The organism is Arthrobacter sp. Y3221157 (assembly GCF_059089865.1).
Genome location: NZ_JBNHFD010000005.1, coordinates 37,513 through 56,386 on the forward strand (window position 1 = coordinate 37,513; position 18,874 = coordinate 56,386).

The following is an 18,874-nucleotide window of genomic DNA, read 5'->3' on the forward strand; positions in this document are numbered from 1 at the left end:
CCTGATCGGCGGGACCGCTCATAAATTGTCGCCGCAGCCCCGCCGGCGGGGCTGCGGCAGCCTAAAATTAAGCATGGGCACTGAGATGGAAATTGGCTTGGTGTTTTTGGCAGCGTTGTTGTGGGTCACGGTGACGCTGAGCATCCTTTCGGCCATCGACCGTTCCGAGCGCAAGGCGCGCCGGCAGCAGAAGCGCGCGGAGCGTATAGAGCACCGCCGGGTTCAGTTCCGTCCGGCAGTATCCGGTGCAGACCCGGGGGAACGGGGCAGGCATCCACGGAGATTAAGGCCCCATTAGTGCAGCGGGTGCCGCTGTTGCGGCCGCCCCAGCACCACAACGGAGTTCGCGCTTTGCTGCGGCATTCGCGCGAACTCTGCGACGGCCTTGGCAATCTTGAGCCCGCCCTGTGACGAGGGTTCGATCGGGTTCGCGTAATCCCCGTCTTCACTGCAGATCAGGCGGAGGTCAATCAGGGTTGCCCGCCGGGAGAAGGCCACCCTGGTAATCGGATCATTGAAAAGGCACAAAGCTGCCTTGAGGACCGGATGGTCTGGTCCGGATGGGGGCGTGTCATAAATGGTGCAGGCAGCGCAGGGCAGGCCGGTTGCCGCCAACTGTTTGAACATGGCGTCGTATTCCGCGGCGAACCTTTCCTGTGCCCGTGCCAGCATTGCGAGCGCCCCTGCAACCGAGGGGGCCTTCTCCTCCAGCAATGGGGCATAGCCAAGGGCATCGTTCCCGCCGGCACTGACCACGAGATGGGTTGCGTCCCCGGGCAGCGCCCGGAGCTGCCGGTGGACGCCCGCTATCGTGTCGCCGTCGAGGGCCAACAGCGAGCACCGCCAGGATGGCAGTTCCTGCCTCAACTGGTTAACGACGTCGGGGCCGCCGTCAACGTAGGCGGCATTGTCAAAGATGGAATCACCCAGCAAGACCACGTGGCCAGGAATGGCATCCGCCGTCGTCATCTCCTCCATCTGCCCATGGTGCCGCGGGCCGCCGGCAGTTACCAGCGACAAAGCCAGGAAAATATTTGATGAAGTTTATCCATCGAAAGGACTTTGGGTGCAGGGTGGTCCTAGGATGGGCTGGTCTCGTCACTCAACAAACTTCCGGGGGAAACCATGAGCTATCCGCAATACCCGAGCCAGCAGCAACAGTCCTACCAGCCCGGCACGGCCGGGGAGCCGCCGCTGTGGGCGCCCTACTACGGGGCCACGCTGCCCGTGGCCGTCCGGCGCTTTTTCAAGAAGTACGCCACCTTCTCCGGCCGGGCCAGCCGGAGCGAATACTGGTGGTGGGCGCTTGTTGCCTTTGCCGTAGGAGCCGTCCTCAACGTCATCACCTCCGTGGCCGGCGCTGCCGGATCCACGGTGACAGCCGACGGCACGCCGGTTCCCGGCCCCGGAGCGCTCGTGGGGAGCATCCTTTTGATCGTATGGGGACTGGCCGTCATTGTTCCGTCCATCGCCCTGCTGGTCCGCCGACTGCATGATGCCAACCTGAGCGGCTGGGTGGCCCTGCTGATTCTGGTGCCATTCCTCGGCGCACTGGCCCTGATCGTTATGGCGATCCTGCCGTCCAACCCTGCCGGGCAGCGCTTCGACCGGCCGGTTGGCTATTAGCCCCGGCCTAAGCAGCAAGAAGCCCGCTTCCCTGGAGGCGGGCTTTTTGCTGCCAGCAAACTGTTGGGGTTTGCGGCGGAGAGCGGAAAGGGTCATCACCGGACTTTTTTCAGGCGCGGTCTGTGGTGGCGACGGGGGGAAGTCCGCGTCGTCGCTGGACGGACGCGCCGCCAGGGCCTGTAGTGCAGGCTCCCGCTGTCAGCAGGCCGGGGAGCGGAGGCCACGAGGGTCGACCCGTTCCGGCGGCGCCGCAGCCTCAGGATAACGAAAACCGTCATGCCTATCCAGGCCAAGGCGCCCCCGATAATGAGGGCCACACCAGTGATCGTATCCATGGCTCAGTGTAGGAGCAGGTGTGCCACTGAAAGCTGCTCCGGCGCCAAGGGTTACGGACCCGTAATGGCAGCTCGACGGGTGTTATCCGATCATGATTTTTGCGCTGCCATGGGCCACCGATACCGGCCCGAGTCCAAGGACGACGGGGAGTAAGCACAGAGGGAACGTTAGACGCGTCAACCCGCCCCAGTCACACGGACGCCGCCCACTGCCCCGGTCCACGGCGTATCTCCCGGGCCGGGCAACACCAGATGAGCAAACACGGACCCCTGTTGAAGGGTCATAACTTCGGAAGTGGTTCCGGTGCAGTCCAGCGCGAGTTCCACCGGCCGAAAAGGGGCCCCTGGATGCTCCTGGCCCACCGAGACCCTCGCCCCGGAGGCGCCGACGCAGGCTGCTGTGACGGTGTACCGCCCGGAGGCAGGCACCGCAGCCGTCGCGCCGAAGCCCCTGACAGGTCCGTCCAGTGGCCCTACCTCAAAGAGGAGGACTGGACCCGGCGATGCCCTAAGGAGCCGGTACAGCTCAGCGTAATTTTGGGCCTCCTGCTCCAGGATCTGCGGATCGCTGTAAGGCTCGAGGGTGGCTGTTTGAGACGGGCGGCCTGCTGTTGGCGTAACCGGCGGTCCGGAAGCAGTGGGCTCCAAGGGCTCGGGGTAGTCATAGACGCACCCGGCAGTGCTGCAAAGCAGGCTCAGCAGGCAGAGCGCAAACGCAGGTCCGTGCCGGCTGTGCTTCATGTCCACGTTTCCATGGTGGGCACCCAGGTTGTTCAAAACAACCACCTGCGCTTCCGGGGCGACATGTTGGTAGGCTCCGACGCATGGGGCGATGGGATGCCGGGCGGTTGTCACAGCAGCAGGCAGAATTGGTCAGCTCCCGGCACGGCTCGCCCGAGCTCATCGCTGACCTGTCATGGTGCCAGGTGGACACCAAAGTACTGCACGTACGCGACGGCGATACGGATGTCATCGTCAAAGCTGCAGGGCAGGACAACCACCATATTGGCCGGGAAATCACGGCCCACTCCTCCTACATCGGGCCCCTGGTCAGCCAGGGCCGGGTGGCCCGGCTGCTGGACTCCAGCCGGGAGCTGAACCTTCTGGTTCTTGAGTACCTGGACGGGAAACTGGTCGGGGGCACCGGACTTGAACTGGACGGGGATACGCACGCACAGGCCGGCAAGATCCTGAAGACACTACATAGCCAGGACTCGCGGGCTGACGAGAAATACGAAGCGGCAGTGACGGCTAAGGCCTTGAGTTGGCTGGACCGGCGTGAAGTTGTGGGCACGGCCGTTTGGGCATACCTGATCGGCGACGAGCGCTTTGAGTCCCAGGGCCAACCGGATGTTGCAGGAGGCACTACAGCTGTTTTGAATGGGGGACAGGCTGCTGACCGCCCTGGCCGGGTTCCACTCAAATGTTGACGTAGCAGACTCCGCAACAAGAAGAGCCAGCCCCCGTTCGCGGTGGAGCTGGCTCTTCCGTGTGGAAAGTTCGTGTTATGACGCCTGCGGTTCTTCCCGGGCGAGTTCCTTGATCCACTCCGGAGTGGTTCTTCCGAGCCGGCGGTCAGTCACCAGCCTCAACTGAGCAGCCGCGATCTGCACACCGCGGTCATAGGACGCGGGCCGGTGGGAGAGTTTCGCGGAGCCAGCGGCATGCTTGGGTTCTTTCACCGCGGCGCCATTCGAGTCATGGTCGCGGTCTGATTCCGGGGCGGTCATCATGCTCATCGCCTCCTACACCTCATCCTTGGTTGTTCATTCATTGTCGCCCGGTTCCGGCCCATCGTCCACCCTGCCCGGACGCGCCTGGTGACGCAATTCCGCCCGGGTTTGCTCGGCTACCTCCAGCGGGTCCACCCACGCGGACGTGATGATCTGCAGTTCCTCCGGCCCCGCAAGGGTGCTCTCGGCCAGAACCGACATCACCCGAAGCCCCAGCTTCGCCCGGTCAGGCTCGTCGGACATCGAGCTGTCGATCGCCCACTGCGTACGCTTCCACCATTCTGCCCGGTTGTCAGCCTCCCGTTTCTGCGCGAGGGCCTTCTCGTCGGCCGTGGTCCGCTGCCGGAGGGTGTTCCACCCGATGAAAGCGGCAAGCAGGGCACCAAGCAGCACGGCCAGCGGACCCAGGGCCGCCAGAATCTGTCACCACTCAGCCGGACCGGTGTCCACTATGACTTGGACGGGGCTGGGGGAGGGACTCGGATCCACTGGACCAGCTTAGGTGTGGCATGAGCGGATCCGGTGTTTTTGCGCCCGCGCCGCGGTCACTCACCCGCTACTCCCCGGCACGGGAGCGGCAAACGCGCATCCGGAGGACGGGGACCTGCGGCAATGTCGTATCCAACACACCCTGCCCGAGAGGGTATGGGGGAGGGCACGAAGAAGCCCCGGAAAATCTGTGATTTTCCGGGGCTTCCGTTTGTGCGCGGAGGGGGACTTGAACCCCCACCCCCTTTCGAGGACTAGCACCTCAAGCTAGCGCGTCTGCCATTCCGCCACCCGCGCAGGTGGTATTCCGGGAGCCGTTCACACCTTCCGGTGTTTCGCGCCTCTCCGAAGCAGCGAGAAAAACTCTAACACGACTTTCCGGGAACAACGAATCGGGCCATTTGGGTAGGCTGAGGGCAGCGGTTTCCGCCCGTGCCAGCCAGTCATTCCCTAACGAGGAGCTCTCAATGCCTGACGTCCTGCCCGAGGATGAAGTTGTCCGGATCTGCCAGGAACTCATCCGGATCGATACCTCGAACTACGGGGACGGGTCCGTGCCGGGGGAGCGGGCGGCCGCTGAATACGCCGCCGGGCTGATCGAGGAAGTGGGCCTGGACGCAGAAATCTTCGAGTCCGCCCCGGGCAGGGCGAACGTGGTGACCCGCCTGGCAGGCGAGGATCCGTCCGCCAGCGCCCTGGTGGTGCACGGCCACCTGGACGTCGTCCCCGCCCTTCGCGACCAGTGGTCTGTGGACCCGTTCGGTGCCGAACTGAAGGACGGGCTGATCTGGGGACGCGGCGCCGTCGACATGAAGGACATGGACGCCATGATCCTTTCCGTCCTGCGCAGCTTCGCCCGGACAGGAAAGAAGCCCAAGCGGGACATCATCTTCGCCTTCTTCGCCGATGAGGAAGCAGGCGGGGCCCTGGGCGCCCGCTACGCTGTGGACAAGCGCCCCGAACTCTTCGAGGGGGCCACGGAAGCGATCTCGGAGGTGGGCGGGTTCTCCGCCACTATAGGCGGCCAGCGCACCTACCTCCTGCAGACGGCGGAAAAGGGCATCTCCTGGCTCCGCCTCGTGGCGCACGGCCGCGCCGGCCACGGCTCCCAGATCAGCACGGACAACGCCGTCACCCGCCTGGCCGCGGCCGTCACCCGCATCGGCGAGTACAAGTGGCCCATCGAACTGACGTCCACCACGCGCCAGTTCCTTGACGGCGTGACCGAACTCACGGGAGTGGAGTTCGACGCCGACAATCCGGACCGCCTGCTTGACCAGCTGGGCACGGTGTCACGTTTCGTGGGCGCCACCCTCCAGAACACCACCAACCCCACCCTGCTCAAGGGTGGCTACAAGCACAATGTCATCCCAGAATCGGCAGAAGCCCTCATAGACTGCCGGACCCTGCCCGGCCAGCAGGAGCAGGTCCTGGAGATCGTCCGCGAACTGGCCGGAACCGGCGTCGATGTCAGCTACGTCCACCAGGATGTTTCCCTTGAGGTGCCCTTCGCCGGGAACCTCGTGGACGCGATGATCGACGCCCTCCACTCCGAAGACCCCGGAGCCAAGGTACTGCCCTACACCCTGTCCGGTGGCACGGACAACAAATCCCTCAGCAGGCTGGGCATCACCGGCTACGGCTTCGCACCCCTGATGCTGCCGGACGAACTCGACTTCACCGGCATGTTCCACGGCGTCGATGAGCGCGTTCCCGCGGACTCGCTCAAGTTCGGCGCCAGGGTCCTCAACACCTTGCTCACCAACTACTGACCAAGGAAGCCGATGACGCCTGAAGACGTGCTGCCGGACTCCCTCCTGGAACGGATCCGCAATAGGGCAGCCGGCTACGACCGGGACAACAGCTTTTTCCACGAGGACCTGCAGGAGCTTGCTGCCGCAGGTCACCTGAAGTTGTTTGTCTCCGCGTCCGACGGCGGCATGGGCTTTGGCCTGGAAGCGGCGGCGCAGTGCCAGCGAAGGCTCGCAACGGCTGCCCCGGCCACCGCCCTGGCCGTGAATATGCACCTGGTATGGACCGGCGTCGCCCATGTCCTGAAGACCCGCGGGGACAGCTCGCTGGAGTTCGTCCTCAAGGAAGCGGCAGAGGGCGAGGTCTTCGCATTCGGCAATTCCGAGGCTGGAAACGACGCGGTCCTTTTCGATTCCCGCACCGAAGCTGCTCCTCTTCCGGATGGCGGTTACTCGTTCACGGGCACGAAGATCTTCACCAGCCTGTCACCGGCCTGGACGCGGCTGGGGATTTTCGGAAAGGATCCGGAGGCAAGGGGCGGCGACGGCGAACTCGTCCACGGGTTCATCACCCGCGAGACGGCCGGCTACCGCATCCTCGATGACTGGGACACCCTGGGCATGCGTGCCAGCCAGTCCGCCACCACTGTCCTCGAGGGCGTGCAGGTCCCTGCGGAACGGATCTTCCGCAAGCTTCCCGTCGGGCCCAACCCGGATCCCCTGGTCTTCGCCATCTTTGCCTGCTTTGAAACGCTGCTGGCCGCCGTCTACACGGGACTGGGGGAGCGGGCGCTGGCTGTGGGCGTCGAAACCGTTACGCGCCGCACCTCATTCAAGAACGGCGGCCGGAGTTACGCCCAGGATCCGGACATCCGCTGGAAGGTTGCCGAGGCAGCAATGGCCATGGACAACCTTTACCCGCATTTGAAATCGGTGGCCGCGGACGTGGACGCCGTTGCTGACCATGGCGCCCAGTGGTTCCCGAAGCTGGTGGGGCTAAAGGTCAATGCGACCGAGACGGCCCGGCGGGTGGTGGACCTGGCCATCCGGGTCAGCGGCGGATCCAGCTATTTCCGTGGTTCCGAACTTGAGCGGCTCTACCGGGATGTCCTCGCCGGCATGTTCCACCCGTCCGACGACGAATCAGCCCACAACACGGTGGCGAACGCCTGGCTGGGGCCACTCGAGAACTAGACGGTCCGCTGGGCGGATGAATGCCTAGACGGTCCGCTGGGCGGATGAATGCCTAGACGGTCCGCTGGACCTGCAACACCTTGCGGCGGAGCCAGAACCGCCGGCCGCCGCCCACATACAGCTTGCTGCGTTCCAGTTCCCACTTGCCGTACTCGGAGTGTTCCACCAGGCGGCGCCGTGCGTCATGAAGCGAATCGTCGGCACTCACCGTCAGTACGAGGTACTCGTACTGCCTCAAATAGTCCCGTTCCCGCTGGACCGAGCTGGTGAGAAATTGTTCCTTCATTGCTCTCCATTTTCGTCCTTTTCCGGCTAACGTGAAGTCATGAGCATCGATCCGCGTGTCGCGCTTTCGTCCCTGACCACCGCTTTGGAAGAACACCTTATAGCAGCATCCAACCGCCGCGGAGATGGTGATCCGTCCGTTGAGGCAGCATTTTTCGCAGTGGCAGATGCGTTCGAAGTTTATGAAGATGCACTGTACGAGGCCTACAACGAAGTAACCCCGCTGCAGGTCTTTGATGACGAGGACGAAGAGGACGAGGAGAGCGACGTGGACGACGAGGATCTGGAGATCGTCGAGGAGTAACTCCCGGGACAGCGGATCGGACTGAAGCTACCGCACCGCGGACACGTCCTCCAAGGCCAGGGCAATTTCAGGCGGCAGCGGCGCAAGTTGCGCCTCCAGTATTTCCTTCAGCTGCACGGGTGTCCGTGCGCCCACGATCGCGGTGGACACGCCATGCTGCGACAGCAGCCAGCTAAGCGCCACATCCTGCGGTGACCTGCCCAGCCCTTTTGCTGCCATGCAGACCGCTTCTACCGTCCGGGAGGGCTGCTCTGCCAGGTACGGCTCCACATACGCCGCCCCGGAAGCGGAAGCGCCCCGGGACCCGGACGGAATGCTGCCGCGGTACTTTCCGGTCAGGACGCCGCGGCCCAGCGGAGCCCAGGCCATCAGGCCCAGGCCGGCATCCTCCACGGCCGGAATGAGCTCGGCTTCCGGCTTCCGCTGGACGAACGAATATTCCGCCTGCACCGCCACCAGCGGGAAGCCCGCAACAGCCGCCGCCTTCGCCGCCTGCCAGCCGGTGAAATTGGACACACCCGCGTACCGGGCCCTGCCTGTCCGGACCGCATACTCCAGGGCAGACAGGGTTTCCTCCAGCGGAACGTTCCCGTCCCAGGCCTGGGCGAACCAGATGTCCACGTAATCGGTGCCGAGCCTGGCCAGGCTGGCCTCCAGCCCGGTGAGCATCGCGTTACGGGAGGTATCGACGGCGCGACGGCCATCCGGCGTCGTCATTCCCGCCTTGGTGGAGATGGTGACCTCGGTCCGGGCCACCACGTCGCCCAGCAGCGAACCCAGCATGGCTTCGGCGCGTCCTTCGGAGTAGGAGGCTGCCGTATCCACGTGCCGCCCGCCGGCGTTGAGGAAGGTGCGCAGCAGCTCGGAAGCGTCCTGTTCGTCGGTCTCGCCGGCCCAGTCCATGGTGCCGAGCGAGAGGGCTGAAACACGCAATCCACTGTTGCCGACGTAACGCTGCTGCATAGCAGCAAGCTTACGGGCAGAACCACCCGTACCCATGCCGTAGGGTCTTAGCGTGAACTGGTTTGAGGTGGCCCTGCTGGGCCTTGTGCAGGGACTGACCGAATTTCTTCCAATTTCTTCTAGCGCGCATCTGCGGATCGTGGGTCAATTCCTTCCCAACGCCGCTGACCCGGGGGCAGCCTTCACCGCCATCACCCAACTGGGTACCGAAACGGCTGTGCTGGTGTATTTCTGGCGGGACATCGTCCGGATCGCCAAAGCCTGGGCAGGTTCTCTGCGTGGACAAGTGTCCCGGCAGGATCCCGACGCCCGGATGGGCTGGCTGGTCATCCTGGGCAGCCTTCCCATCATCGTGCTCGGCCTGCTGTTCCAGGATCAGATCGAGTCGGTGCTGCGCAGCATGTGGATCGTGGCCACCATGCTCATCGTCTTCGGCCTCTTCCTGGCCATCGCTGACGCGGTCGGCAAGCAGAAGCGCGACCTCAACCACCTCACCTACAAGCACGGCATCCTCTACGGGTTCGCGCAGGCCATGGCACTGATTCCCGGCGTCTCCCGGTCCGGCGGCACCATCACGCTCGGCCTGCTCATGGGATATACCCGTGAGGCCGCAGCGCGCTACTCCTTCCTTCTCGCCATCCCCGCAGTATTCGGCAGCGGGCTCTACCAGCTGTACAAGGTGGTCTCCAAGGAAGGCATCACCGGACCCTACGGACTGCCTGAAACGGCCCTGGCGACGGCCATCGCCTTCGTGGTGGGCTACATCATCATCGGCTGGTTCCTGAAATTCGTCTCCACCCGCAGCTACCGCCTGTTCGTCTGGTACCGCATATTGCTGGGCCTGGGCCTGTACCTGCTGCTCGGTTTCGGAGTCATCAGCGCCTAGCACTAGGCTTGGTGTGTGAAATCCTGGTCTTCCCGCCCCGTTCCTGCCCTGCCCGGAAGCATGCCTGCCATCCGGTTGTTCGATACCGCGGCAGGCCGCGAGGTGGAACTTGAGCCTGAGGCCCGGCCGTCCATGTACGTCTGCGGCATCACCCCTTATGACGCCACGCACATGGGCCACGCAGCCAGCTACGTGGCCTTCGACCTGCTCAACAGGGCGTGGCGCGATGCTGGCAAGGAAGTCTCCTACGTCCAGAACGTGACCGACGTCGACGATCCGCTGCTGGAACGGGCCACGGCCACCGGAGTGGACTGGCGGGACCTCGCCGCCAGCCAGATTGAGCTGTTCCAGACTGACATGGAAGCGCTCAACGTCCTCTCCCCGGACCATTACGTGGGTGCGGTTGAATCCATTGGGCTGATCGTGCCCGAGGTGGAGCGGCTGGTCAGCCTCGGCCTGGCCTACACGGTTGAGGGCACCAACGGGGAGCCGGATGGTGACGTCTATTACGACGTCGAAGCGGCCGGCAAGCAGTCTGTGGCACCGGGAGCATGGAGCCTGGGCAGCATTTCCGGACTGCCGGAGAGCGAAATGCTGGAGCTTTTCGCGGAACGCGGCGGCGATCCCGGCCGTGCAGGCAAGCGCCAGGCCCTTGACCCCCTGCTGTGGCGCGTGGCACGCGACGGCGAGCCGAGCTGGCCCGGCGGCAGCCTCGGCGCGGGACGGCCCGGCTGGCACATCGAATGCACAGTGATCGCGCAGAAGTACCTGCCGTCCCCGTTCACCGTCCAGGGCGGCGGCTCTGACCTGATCTTCCCGCACCACGAAATGGGTGCCGGCCACGCGTTCTCGCTCGCGGGTGTGCCGCTGGCCAGGCACTTCGCGCATGCGGGCATGGTGGGGCTCGACGGCGAGAAAATGAGCAAATCCAAGGGCAACCTGGTGCTGGTTTCCAAGCTGCGGGCCGCCGGGGAGGACCCCGGCGCCATCCGGCTCGCCATCCTGGCCCACCATTACCGCTCCGACTGGTCCTGGACTGACGAAGGCTTTGGCGCTGCGAAAGCCGATCTCGCGGCCTGGCGCCGGGCCCTCGAGCACGCCCCGTCAGGTTCCGCCGAACCGCTGGTCTCCGACATGCGGGCTGCGCTGGCCGCTGACCTTGACGCACCGGCGGCCGTTGCCGCAGTGTCGCGGTGGGCACGCGAGGCGAACGACGGCGGTGCTGCCGCCAGCCCCGCCGACCGGGACCTCGTGAAGGATGCGGTGGACGCCCTCCTGGGCATCTGCCTCTAGGCCTTCACGCACGGTTCCGGGGCTTAACAGCAAAGGGACTTGACGGGAACGTTTTTCCCGTCAGGTCCCTTTGCTGTATCGGGTTTTGCCGGGTCAGGGCCTGTCCTGGCCCCGTCTCTTCAGGTAGCGCTCGAACTCGCGGGCAATGGATTCCCCGGTTGCTTCCGGCAGGTCCGCGGTGTCCTTCGCTTCCTCCAGCTGACGGACATACGCTGCGATCTCGGGGTCTTCGGTGGCAAGTTCGTCCACGCCCCGCTCCCAGGCATCCGCTTCCTCTGCCAACTCGTGCGTATCCAGCGGCACCTGGAGCAGTTCCTCGATCCGGTGCAGGAGGGCCAGCTGTGCCTTGGGTGACGGCGCCTGCGCCACATAGTGCGGTACGGCGGCCCACAGCGAAACGGTGGGAATGCCCGCCAGAAGCGCCACCTCGGCCAAAACGCCCACAATGCCCACCGGACCTTCGTACTGCGAGGCTTCAAGGTTCATGCGTTCCCGCAGCAGCGCATCGTCGGAGGACGTGCTGACCGGGATGGGCCGGCTGTGCGGGACGTCCGCCAGCAGGGCACCCACCAACACCACGTAGTCAACGTTCAGCGCTTCCGCATGCACCAGCAACTCGGCGGTGTAGGCGCGCCATTTATAAGACGGCTCCGTACCCTGGACGAAGATAACGTCCACATTGGAGTTGGGTGCGCTTGCCTTGTAGATACGGGTGGAGGGCCACTTGATCTTGCGTTCGCCGGCGGCATTCCTGCGGACCGTAGGGCGGGTGAACTGGAAGTCGTAGTACTCATCGGCGTCTATGGACGCCACCTTCTTGCCACCCCACAGCTTGTTCAGGTAGCGCAGCGAATCGCTGGCCGCCTCCCCGGCGTCGTTCCAGCCTTCAAAGGCGGCAAGCATCACGGTTACGCGTTCCCCGTCAGCCACGGGCTGCAGGAACCGTTCCCGCTCGGGTCCGGCACCCGGTGCGTCGGTGTCTCCCTCGAAGCTATTCATTTCTTCACCCTACGTCCAAGGTGCTTCCCCGCGCATGACTGAAGCGCCGCAAATCACCGGATACACATCCAGCGGCCGGGAACCATCCCGGATTCGGCCAAGGGCGTAAGCCCACAGAGTCCGTCCAGCAAGTCCCCGTAGACTGGGCACATGCGATCGCCTGCCTCAAGTACCCCGCTCAAAGCCGTCCTCTGGGATATGGACGGGACCATCGTGGACACCGAGCCCTACTGGATCGCCGCGGAGCGCGCACTCGTGGAAGCCCATGGCGGCTCATGGTCCCATGAACAGGCCATGCAGCTGGTGGGTCAGTCCCTCACGTTTTCGGCGGGGCTCCTCCAGGAGGCCGGGGTCCGGATGGGGATCCGCGAGATCATCGACAGCCTTACCTCCACGGTCATCAGCAGCGTACGGCAGCAGGTGCCCTGGCGGCCCGGTGCACGGGAACTCCTTGAGGAGCTTCACCAGGCCGGGGTCCGGTGCGCCCTGGTCACCATGTCCGAGGGCCCCCTAGCACGGCAGGTGGTGGACAGCCTGCCCCGCCCGTACTTCGAAATCCTCGTGACCGGCGATACCGTGTCCCGGGGAAAACCCCACCCCGAGGCCTACCTTACGGCGGTGGAGCGGCTGCAGGAACGCGACCCGGACCTGGGCATCCAGCATTGCGTGGCGCTGGAGGACTCGGCGCCGGGCGTGGCAGCAGCCGTTGCCTCTGGGGTGCCCACGGTGGCCATACCCCACATTGTTGCGCTGCCGGAGGACAGCCGCTACACGCTGTGGGACTCCCTTTCCGGCCGGTCCCTGCCTGACCTGGAGGCCCTCCTGCCAGCAAGCCAGGCCCTTGCCGCAGGCAACGCATGGGAGCCGGCCTCCGCCGTCGGACATGCCCGTGACTGAGACTCCCACTCCAGTGCGCCGCGAAGGCATCCCGCTCGGCCGGATCGCCGGCGTGCCCGTGGTGCTCGCCTACTCGTGGTTCATCATCGCCGCCTTCACAGTGATCGCTTACGGCCCGGTCCTTAGCCGCAGCAACCCTGCACTCGGCGCCAGCGCCTACATCATTGCGTTCGCCTACGCAGTCCTGCTCCTGATTTCCGTGCTTGTCCACGAACTGGCCCACGCCCTGACCGCCAGGATCTACGGCTGGCCCACGCAGAAGATTGTCCTTAACCTCTGGGGCGGCCACACCCAGTTCGAAAGCTTCACCGCTTCGCCGGGAAGGTCGGTGCTGGTGGCCCTGGCTGGGCCTGCAGCCAACTTTGTGCTGGCCGGCGGCGCCTGGCTGCTGCTTTCCTCTGTAACGCTGGGCAGTGTGGCGGATATCCTCATCAACATTTTCATGTGGGCCAACTTCCTGATCGCCGTTTTCAACGTGCTGCCCGGGCTGCCGCTCGACGGCGGCCGGCTGGTGGAGTCTGCAGTCTGGAAGGCCACCGGAAGCCAAGCCAAGGGAACCATCGCCGCCGGCTGGGGCGGCCGTATCATCGTGATCGCCATTGCGTACTGGTTCCTTCTCCGCCCCCTGCTCGCCGGCGAAGAACCTGAATTCAGCCTGGTCCTGATCACCGTCCTGGTGGGAGGGTTCCTGTGGATGGGCGCCTCCGCTTCAATCCAGCAGGGCACGCTCCGCCGCCGTCTGCCACTGGTCAGCGCGCAGGCCCTGGCGAGCCCCGCCGTCGGACTTCCCGCTACCGCGACGGTCCAGGACGCACTGCGCCACGGGGCCGCGGGACAAAGCTTCGTGGTGGTGTACGGACCTGACGGCCGGCCCCAGGCTGTGGTGGATGCCACGGCACTGGCTGCCGTTCCGCCTGCTGCCGCCCCTTCCACCCCCGTTACAGCAGTCTCCTTTGCGCTGGCCCCCGGCGCCTACGTCCCGGAATGGGCGAAAGGACAGGAGCTCATCACCTTCCTTTCCCAGGTGGCAGGGCACCACTACGCCGTGATCGACCATAACGGCAGGGTCACCGGCCTGCTCTCGCAGGAGGCGGTGCTGGCAGCCATTACGGGGAAGCGGCCGCGGCCCGATAGGCGCCCGCAGGGCCAGAACCGGTAGAGTTACCTGCCGGTGTGCATCGCCGCCGCAGAAGCCACCATGTCTGCCACAGGACATCTCTGCGCGGCCCACAGGTTTACAGGAGCGAGGAACATCATGAGCAGCGAAACCGCCGTCAACGACGCCACAGCAGCAGCCGGGTCCGGCGCCGCCGCCGGCAGCTCGCAGCCGGTGGGAGCGGCCAGGCGCCGCGGGCCGTTCCGGGAAGGCGAACGCGTCCAGCTCACCGACGAGCGCGGACGCATGAACACCGTCACCCTTGAGCGCGGCGGCGCGTTCCACACCCACCGCGGCTTCCTCAACCATGACGACATCATCGGCAAGGTGGACGGCTCCGTGGTGGTCAACAACGTTGGCCAGCAGTACCAGACCCTGCGCCCGCTGCTCTCCGACTTCGTGCTGTCCATGCCGCGGGGCGCGGCCGTCGTCTACCCCAAGGACGCCGGCCAGATCGTCACCATGGCGGACATCTTTCCGGGCGCCCGCGTGGTGGAAGCAGGTGTGGGCTCCGGCGCCCTCTCCATCTCCCTGCTCCGCGCCGTAGGCGACCAGGGCTACCTGCACTCCTTCGAACGGCGCGAGGAGTTCGCGGACATCGCCCGCGGAAACGTGGAAACCATCTTCGGCGGCCCGCACCCCGCATGGCAGATCTCGCTCGGTGACTTCCAGGAGGAAGTGGTCCGCAGCGAGGCGCCCGGCTCAGTGGACCGCGTGGTCCTGGACATGCTGGCACCTTGGGAGTGCCTCGACGCCGTCGCCACCGTCCTGGCCCCCGGCGGCGTCTGGATCAATTACGTCGCCACGGTCACCCAGCTTTCCCGCACGGCCGAAGCCATCCGTGCAGACGGGCGCTTCACCGAACCGGACGCCTGGGAGTCCCTGGTCCGCGGCTGGCACCTCGAGGGACTGGCCGTCCGCCCCGACCACCGCATGGTGGCCCACACCGGTTTCCTCCTGGTCACGCGCAGGCTGGCCGACGGCGTCACCGGCATCTCGGTCAAGCGCCGCCCGTCAAAGACCGAATTCAACGAAGAAGACGTCAACGCCTGGACGCCCGGCGCCGTGGGGGAGCGGCTGGTGTCCGACAAGAAGCTGCGCCGCGCCGCCCGCGACGCGATTGCCGGGACCAATGTCAAGGACGGCCCTGAGGTCACGAACTAGTCCACATTTCGGGAGTCGCCGTCCCTACCTGCCTTCTTGGGGCTAATGTCTTAATAGAAGCGCAGGAAGGGGCTGATACAAATGGAGACTCCAAACCAGGACTCCGGACGTACACCGGCAGAGCAGTCTGCCGCCAATGACCTCTCGGTTGCCGACCGCCAGGTCAACATCCTCCGGGACAAGCTCAGGCACATCGACCGCCAGTTGGCTGCCGCAACGCAGAACAACACCAAGCTGGTCAGTATGCTTGAGACCGCGAAAGCCGAGATCCTCCGGCTGAAGAACGCGTTGGACCAGGAAGGACAGCCGCCGTACAGCTTCGGCACCATCCTCCAACTGAACCCCAAGCGCCCTCCGGCTCCCGGCAGCAGCGGGCAGGCTGCCACGGAGGAATCCGCTGACATCTTCAACGCCGGCCGGAAAATGCGTGTCGGTATCAGCCCGCTGGTGAACATCAACCAGCTCGCCGTGGGCCAGGAAGTCCTGCTGAATGAAGCACTCCTCATCGTGGCCGGACTCGGTTACGAACGGGCCGGCGAACTGGCCACGCTCAAGGAAATGCTCGGTGCGGACCGCGCCCTGGTGGTGGGCCGCGCCGACGAAGAACGGGTGGTCCGCCTCTCCGGCGCCCTCCTTGCCGAGAAACTCCGCGTGGGCGATGCGCTCTCCATCGATTCCCGGACCGGATACGCGCTGGAAAAGGTGCCCCGCTCCGAGGTGGAAAACCTCGTCCTGGAAGAAGTCCCGGACATCACCTACGAGGACATCGGCGGCCTCGGCCCGCAAATCGAGCAGATCCGCGACGCCGTCGAACTTCCGTTCCTGCACCCGGACCTCTACCGGGAACACGGGCTGAAGGCGCCCAAGGGCATCCTGCTCTACGGGCCTCCGGGCTGCGGCAAAACCCTCATCGCCAAGGCCGTTGCCAACTCCCTCGCCGCCCGCGCCGCGGAGCGCTCCGGCAACGTGGACCTCAAGAGCTACTTCCTGAACATCAAAGGTCCGGAACTCCTGGACAAGTACGTCGGCGAAACCGAACGGCACATCCGCCTCATCTTCTCCAGGGCACGGGAAAAGGCCTCGGACGGCAGCCCGGTAGTAGTGTTCTTCGACGAGATGGATTCGCTGTTCCGCACGCGCGGCACCGGCATCTCCTCCGACGTCGAAACAACCATCGTGCCGCAGCTGCTGAGCGAAATCGACGGCGTGGAGCGGCTGGACAACGTCATTGTCATTGGCGCGTCCAACCGCGAGGACATGATCGATCCGGCCATCCTCCGGCCCGGCCGGCTGGACGTCAAAGTCAAGATCCACCGCCCGGACGCCGAAGCGGCGGCCGATATCTTCAACAAGTACATCACCACCGACCTGCCCTTCCACGAATCCGACCTGGCCGAGCACGACGGTGATGTCCAGGCAACGGTGGACGCCATGGTCCAGCGGACGGTGGAGGCCATGTACTCCACTGACAAGTCGAACGAATTCCTGGAAGTCACCTACGCCAACGGTGACACCGAGATGCTGTACTTCAAGGACTTCAACTCCGGCGCCGTGGTCCAGAACGTTGTGGACCGCGCCAAGAAGTACGCCATCAAGGACCTCCTGACCACCCACCAGAAGGGGCTCCGGATCGAGCACCTGCTCCGGGCTGTCGTGGACGAATTCCGTGAGCACGAGGACATGCCCAACACCACCAACCCCGATGACTGGGCCCGGATCTCCGGCAAGAAGGGCGAGCGGATCACCTACATCCGCACCATCGTGCAGGGCAAGGCCGGCCAGGAGCCTGGCAAGTCGATCGAAACCATGCCCACCACGGGACAGTATCTATGACGGCTGCACCGGAACCCGCCGCCGGGGGAGCACTCCCCGCCGGCGGGGCCATGCGGGTGATGGGCGCGGAAACCGAATACGGCATCCATGCCCCGTCCGCGCCTTCCGCCAACGCCACCATGATGAGTGCCCGGGTGGTCCAGGCCTACGCCCAGGTCACCCGGCAGCGCGCCGCCGGGGGCGCCGAAACGCGCTGGGACTACACCGACGAGGAGCCGCTGCACGACGCCCGCGGCTGGACCCTGGACCGCGGCGCGGCACACCCCAGTCAGCTGACCGACCAGCCGCCCGTCCTGGACGCCGAGGCGGTAGCCCTGGCGTACGGCCGTGAGGAACTCGAACTCGACGGGCAGGACGAGTCCGGCACGCTCCTGATGAACATGGTCCTCGGCAACGGTGCCCGCCTGTACGTGGACCACGCCCACCCCGAGTATTCGAGCCCCGAGGTCACCAACCCGCGTGACGCAGTCACCTGGGATGCCGCCGGCGACCTGGTGGGGCTGGCGGCCGTACGGCGGCTGGCCGCGGACCCTGACCTCCCGCCGGTAAACCTGTACAAGAACAACACGGACAACAAGTCGGTGTCCTACGGCTCCCACGAAAACTACCTCATGCCGCGCTCGGTGCCCTTCGGCGACATCGTGCGGGGGCTGACGCCGTTCTTCGTGACCCGCCAGATCTTTTGCGGGGCGGGCCGGCTGGGGATTGGCCAGGACGCTTCCGCCTCCGGCTACCAGATCAGCCAGCGGGCGGATTTCTTCGAGGCGGAGGTGGGCCTGGAAACAACCATCCGCCGGCCCATCATCAACACGCGCGACGAGCCACACGCCACCGCGGACAAGTACCGGCGCCTGCACGTGATTATTGGCGATGCCAACCTCAGCCAGGTATCCAACTACCTGAAGTTCGGCACAACTGCCATGGTCCTCAGCCTGATCGAGGCAGGCCTGGCGCCAAAAGTCGAGGTTTACGAACCCGTGCAGGCCCTCCAGACGGTCAGCCATGATACGTCGTTGACGGCAACATTGCGGCTGCTCGACGGCCGGCGGGTCACCGCCCTGGACCTGCAGTGGATGTACCACGAGGCCGCAGCCAAGCTGGCACAGGATACGGGCGTCGGCGATGCCGTGGACGGGGACGGACACACTCATGATGTCCTGGAGCGGTGGGCCACCGTGCTCACCCAACTGGACAGCAACCGGGCGGCTGCAGCCAGTTCCGTTGAGTGGCTCGCGAAACTCTCGCTCCTGGACGGATACCGCCAGCGGGACAACCTGGACTGGGATGACGCCCGGCTGGGACTCGTGGACCTGCAATGGTCCGACATCCGGCCCGAAAAAGGGCTGTACTACCGCTTCCTTGCGAGGGGCCGTATGCAAAGGATCGTGGACGACGCCGCGATCGCCGCCGCCGTCGGGGAGCCCCCGGCCGATACCCGCGCATTCTTCCGGGGCAAGTGCATCAGCAGCTTCGGCAAGGACGTGGTGGGCGCGAGCTGGGACTCGGTGATCTTCGACGTTCCCGGATATGGGCGGCTCCAGCGGGTCCCCACCAGGGAGCCGCTGCGGGGAACCAAAGCCCTCACCGGAGCGTTGTTCGAACGCTACCGGGAAGCGGGTCCCTTCCTCGCAGAGTTGCTGGGACACAATACCGCTCCGCCTGCGGCGTAAACCGCGCCGGACGGCCCCCAGCGTGGCAGGATTGGGATATCGGAGGATCCGCCGGATCCAATGACCAACAAAGGGAGGGATAACGATGGCAGGCCAGGAGCAGCAGCAGCCGCTAACACGCGACAGCCAAGTCGACGAGGACATTCCTGAGGCGCCACCCGCACCGCCGGAAGCCCAAGCTTCGGCATCCACGGAGGGCGTGGACGACCTTCTGGACGAGATCGATGGCGTTCTGGAATCCAACGCCGAAGAATTCGTCCGGGCATTCGTCCAAAAAGGCGGCCAGTAACCCGGAC

General features: G+C 65.2%; 19 protein-coding genes and 1 tRNA gene. 13 read left to right on the plus strand and 7 right to left on the minus strand.

Going from position 1 to position 18,874, the window contains the following annotated elements:
• Positions 1-294: 294 nt before the first annotated feature.
• Positions 295-978 (minus strand): SGNH/GDSL hydrolase family protein, encoded by a 684-nt coding sequence (locus tag AC5RTT_RS02930; protein ID WP_494143943.1) that lies wholly within the window; start codon positions 976-978, stop codon positions 295-297.
• A gap of 147 nt (positions 979-1,125) precedes the next feature.
• Here AC5RTT_RS02930 and AC5RTT_RS02935 point away from each other — a divergent pair, with 147 nt between their 5' ends.
• Positions 1,126-1,626, plus strand: coding sequence for a DUF805 domain-containing protein (locus AC5RTT_RS02935; RefSeq protein ID WP_494143944.1), 501 nt, complete (start codon positions 1,126-1,128; stop codon positions 1,624-1,626).
• Between the two features lie 1,159 nt (positions 1,627-2,785).
• Positions 2,786-3,391 carry a hypothetical protein gene (locus AC5RTT_RS02940; protein WP_494143945.1) on the plus strand — a complete coding sequence of 202 codons (606 nt, stop codon included), beginning with the start codon at positions 2,786-2,788 and terminating at the stop codon, positions 3,389-3,391.
• Between the two features lie 75 nt (positions 3,392-3,466).
• Here AC5RTT_RS02940 and AC5RTT_RS02945 read toward each other — a convergent pair whose 3' ends face one another.
• From AC5RTT_RS02945 to AC5RTT_RS02955, 3 genes are all read right to left on the minus strand, one after another.
• Positions 3,467-3,700 carry a hypothetical protein gene (locus tag AC5RTT_RS02945; RefSeq protein ID WP_494143946.1) on the minus strand — a complete coding sequence of 78 codons (234 nt, stop codon included), beginning with the start codon at positions 3,698-3,700 and terminating at the stop codon, positions 3,467-3,469.
• A 27-nt stretch (positions 3,701-3,727) separates the two neighbouring features.
• Positions 3,728-4,087 carry a hypothetical protein gene (locus AC5RTT_RS02950; protein ID WP_494143947.1) on the minus strand — a complete coding sequence of 120 codons (360 nt, stop codon included), beginning with the start codon at positions 4,085-4,087 and terminating at the stop codon, positions 3,728-3,730.
• A gap of 310 nt (positions 4,088-4,397) precedes the next feature.
• Positions 4,398-4,480: transfer RNA gene (locus tag AC5RTT_RS02955), tRNA-Leu, on the minus strand.
• A gap of 170 nt (positions 4,481-4,650) precedes the next feature.
• On the opposite strand from AC5RTT_RS02955, the gene AC5RTT_RS02960 reads away from it, so the two are divergent.
• Together AC5RTT_RS02960 and AC5RTT_RS02965 are read left to right on the plus strand one after the other, a co-directional pair.
• Positions 4,651-5,955: a M20/M25/M40 family metallo-hydrolase gene (locus AC5RTT_RS02960; protein ID WP_494143948.1), complete on the plus strand. Its 1,305-nt coding sequence runs from the start codon at positions 4,651-4,653 to the stop codon at positions 5,953-5,955.
• A 12-nt stretch (positions 5,956-5,967) separates the two neighbouring features.
• The gene (locus AC5RTT_RS02965) at positions 5,968-7,128 is read left to right on the plus strand and encodes an acyl-CoA dehydrogenase family protein (RefSeq protein ID WP_494143949.1); all 1,161 of its coding nucleotides are present in this window, start codon (positions 5,968-5,970) and stop codon (positions 7,126-7,128) included.
• A 52-nt stretch (positions 7,129-7,180) separates the two neighbouring features.
• Here AC5RTT_RS02965 and AC5RTT_RS02970 read toward each other — a convergent pair whose 3' ends face one another.
• Positions 7,181-7,414 carry a DUF5703 family protein gene (locus AC5RTT_RS02970; RefSeq protein ID WP_494143950.1) on the minus strand — a complete coding sequence of 78 codons (234 nt, stop codon included), beginning with the start codon at positions 7,412-7,414 and terminating at the stop codon, positions 7,181-7,183.
• Positions 7,415-7,453: 39 nt separating this feature from the next.
• Between AC5RTT_RS02970 and AC5RTT_RS02975 the strand changes: the two genes are divergently transcribed.
• Positions 7,454-7,717 carry a hypothetical protein gene (locus AC5RTT_RS02975; protein WP_013600974.1) on the plus strand — a complete coding sequence of 88 codons (264 nt, stop codon included), beginning with the start codon at positions 7,454-7,456 and terminating at the stop codon, positions 7,715-7,717.
• A 27-nt stretch (positions 7,718-7,744) separates the two neighbouring features.
• Here the strand turns inward: AC5RTT_RS02975 and AC5RTT_RS02980 are convergent, their stop codons facing one another.
• Positions 7,745-8,680, minus strand: coding sequence for an aldo/keto reductase (locus AC5RTT_RS02980; protein WP_494143951.1), 936 nt, complete (start codon positions 8,678-8,680; stop codon positions 7,745-7,747).
• A 52-nt stretch (positions 8,681-8,732) separates the two neighbouring features.
• Between AC5RTT_RS02980 and AC5RTT_RS02985 the strand changes: the two genes are divergently transcribed.
• Together AC5RTT_RS02985 and mshC are read left to right on the plus strand one after the other, a co-directional pair.
• Positions 8,733-9,566, plus strand: coding sequence for an undecaprenyl-diphosphate phosphatase (locus AC5RTT_RS02985; RefSeq protein WP_494143952.1), 834 nt, complete (start codon positions 8,733-8,735; stop codon positions 9,564-9,566).
• A 15-nt stretch (positions 9,567-9,581) separates the two neighbouring features.
• Complete coding sequence (gene mshC, locus AC5RTT_RS02990) at positions 9,582-10,859, plus strand: cysteine--1-D-myo-inosityl 2-amino-2-deoxy-alpha-D-glucopyranoside ligase (protein ID WP_494143953.1); 1,278 nt, start codon at positions 9,582-9,584, stop codon at positions 10,857-10,859.
• A 93-nt stretch (positions 10,860-10,952) separates the two neighbouring features.
• Here mshC and AC5RTT_RS02995 read toward each other — a convergent pair whose 3' ends face one another.
• On the minus strand, positions 10,953-11,858 hold the full coding sequence (locus AC5RTT_RS02995) for a PAC2 family protein (RefSeq protein ID WP_494143954.1): 906 nt from the start codon (positions 11,856-11,858) through the stop codon (positions 10,953-10,955).
• Between the two features lie 150 nt (positions 11,859-12,008).
• On the opposite strand from AC5RTT_RS02995, the gene AC5RTT_RS03000 reads away from it, so the two are divergent.
• The 6 genes from AC5RTT_RS03000 to AC5RTT_RS03025 all read left to right on the plus strand — a co-directional run bounded on the left by AC5RTT_RS03000 (position 12,009) and on the right by AC5RTT_RS03025 (position 18,867).
• A complete protein-coding gene (locus AC5RTT_RS03000) occupies positions 12,009-12,755 on the plus strand; it encodes an HAD family hydrolase (protein WP_494143955.1) in 747 nt (248 codons plus the stop codon).
• Entirely contained in the window at positions 12,742-13,914 is a 1,173-nt protein-coding gene (locus tag AC5RTT_RS03005; RefSeq protein WP_494143956.1) for a site-2 protease family protein, read from the plus strand. Before AC5RTT_RS03000 ends, AC5RTT_RS03005 begins: the two co-directional genes overlap by 14 nt.
• 96 nt (positions 13,915-14,010) lie before the next feature.
• On the plus strand, positions 14,011-15,075 hold the full coding sequence (locus AC5RTT_RS03010; protein ID WP_494009175.1) for a tRNA (adenine-N1)-methyltransferase: 1,065 nt from the start codon (positions 14,011-14,013) through the stop codon (positions 15,073-15,075).
• A gap of 81 nt (positions 15,076-15,156) precedes the next feature.
• Positions 15,157-16,908, plus strand: coding sequence for a proteasome ATPase (gene arc / locus AC5RTT_RS03015; protein WP_494009176.1), 1,752 nt, complete (start codon positions 15,157-15,159; stop codon positions 16,906-16,908).
• On the plus strand, positions 16,905-18,578 hold the full coding sequence (gene dop / locus AC5RTT_RS03020) for a depupylase/deamidase Dop (RefSeq protein ID WP_494143957.1): 1,674 nt from the start codon (positions 16,905-16,907) through the stop codon (positions 18,576-18,578). The genes arc and dop overlap by 4 nt, the downstream gene beginning before the upstream one ends.
• An 85-nt stretch (positions 18,579-18,663) precedes the next feature.
• Positions 18,664-18,867, plus strand: a complete 204-nt coding sequence (locus AC5RTT_RS03025) for a ubiquitin-like protein Pup (protein WP_494009178.1) — start codon at positions 18,664-18,666, stop codon at positions 18,865-18,867.
• The last annotated feature ends 7 nt before the right edge of the window (positions 18,868-18,874 follow it).